Source organism: Finegoldia magna, from assembly GCF_018371055.1.
Taxonomy (GTDB): domain Bacteria; phylum Bacillota; class Clostridia; order Tissierellales; family Peptoniphilaceae; genus Finegoldia; species Finegoldia magna_I.
This window is the reverse complement of the sequence record NZ_JAGYZD010000329.1, coordinates 1-1417: the sequence shown is the minus strand read 5'-3', so window position 1 is coordinate 1417 and position 1417 is coordinate 1. Positions and strand designations below refer to the sequence as shown.

At 36.0% G+C, this 1417-nt stretch carries 3 protein-coding genes; all 3 read right to left on the bottom strand.

The genetic code is table 11. The features are described from left to right. Window positions 1–143: ABC transporter permease (locus KHW44_RS09625; protein ID WP_304068894.1), on the bottom strand; the 143-nt coding region annotated here is incomplete at its 3' end. Window position 144: 1 nt separating this feature from the next. After that, a complete protein-coding gene (locus KHW44_RS09620; protein WP_304068892.1) occupies window positions 145–756 on the bottom strand; it encodes an ABC transporter ATP-binding protein in 612 nt (203 codons plus the stop codon). Beyond that, a partial coding sequence (locus tag KHW44_RS09615) for a SigB/SigF/SigG family RNA polymerase sigma factor (RefSeq protein ID WP_304068890.1) occupies window positions 757–1417 on the bottom strand: 661 nt, incomplete at its 5' end. It abuts the gene before it with no gap.

The following is a 1417-nucleotide window of genomic DNA, read 5'->3' as shown; positions in this document are numbered from 1 at the left end:
ATAAGTTGTACAGTCATACGAACACTTGCTACAACTAGCATTTTTGTTTTGTTGATACGACATTTCTTCATTACGAATAACACAACTAACAAAAGCAAATAAATCAGAACGAACCTAGTCCATGGTATTTTAATTATTCCCATTTTATTCTCCCAAATCGATTATTTTATCTGCAAATTCGTCGACTAATTGTCTAGCGTGAGTTACAACTACAAGTGTGATGTCGTTGTGTTTGCAATAATTCACGATATTTTTCATCATATCAAACGCAGTCTTATTATCTAACGCACTTGTCGGCTCATCCAAAAGCAAAACCTCAGGATCTAAGCTAAGTGCAATCGCCAAGAACACCCTTTGCTTTTCTCCTCCGGAAAGTTTCTCAACATTGAGGTTCAAATCGACATCGAAATTAGTTATTTTCAAAAACTTAGTGATTTCTTCGTCAGTTAATTCTTCTAAATCGCGTAGCTTGTAAAACTCATGGAAATTCTCTCTTATAGTCATATCAAACAAGAAATTTTCCTGGGAAGTCATTATGATGTTTCTTCTCAATTCAACTGGTTTGATATTCAAAATATTTTTATCTTTGTAGAAAATTCTGCCCGATTTCAGTTGTAATGTGTTGTTGATAAGTTTGAGAAGAGTGGATTTGCCGCTTCCACTCTTACCCACAACGAAAACTACTTCGTTTTTATCTATAGAAAAATCATCGTACTCTTTCATGAATTTAACATTTTCAAATCTCAAAATTTCCATTTAAAATTCCAGTTGCTCCTTGAGTGACGCCTTGAATTTTTTGAGAATTTTCTTCTCCATTCTGCTGACAGTCATTTGCGAAATATCCAATTCCTCAGCAATCACGATTTGTGTTTTCTTATCAAAATATCTTCCAAGAAGAATTTTCTTTTCAACTTCGTTCAAATCCTCCATGCATCTGTTAATCAAATCTCTATTTTCAAACTGCAACATGTCCTTGTCTTCTTCTCCAATCAAATCGCTAAGATTAGTATCCCTGTCATCACTTGATTGGTCGATCGATTGATCCAATGATTGTGGAGCGTACACTTTTGCCCCTTCCAACACTTCCAACACTTCTTCGTTTGATATCGACAAATAATCTGCGATGTCTTCAACTGTTGGTGATTTTTGCATTGTTTGTGCAAGGTGTGTCTTGGCTGTTGCAACCTTTTTGTTTAGTTCTTGAATACGGCGTGGAACTCTGATGACCCAGCCTTTGTCCCTGAAATATTTTTTTATTTCTCCGACTATTGTAGGAGTTGCATAGGAGGAGAATTCGTAGCCTTTTGATGGATCGTAACGGTCAATCGCAAGGATTAGTCCGATACATGCGACTTGGTACAAATCATCGTATTCGATTCCCCTTCCTGTGTATTTTTTTGCCAATATTTCAGCGATA

What these genes read in the sequence shown, in the direction of transcription:
- KHW44_RS09620 (WP_304068892.1), bottom strand. Translation starts at nt 756, where the DNA reads ATGGAAATTTTGAGATTTGAAAATGTTAAATTCATGAAAGAGTACGAT.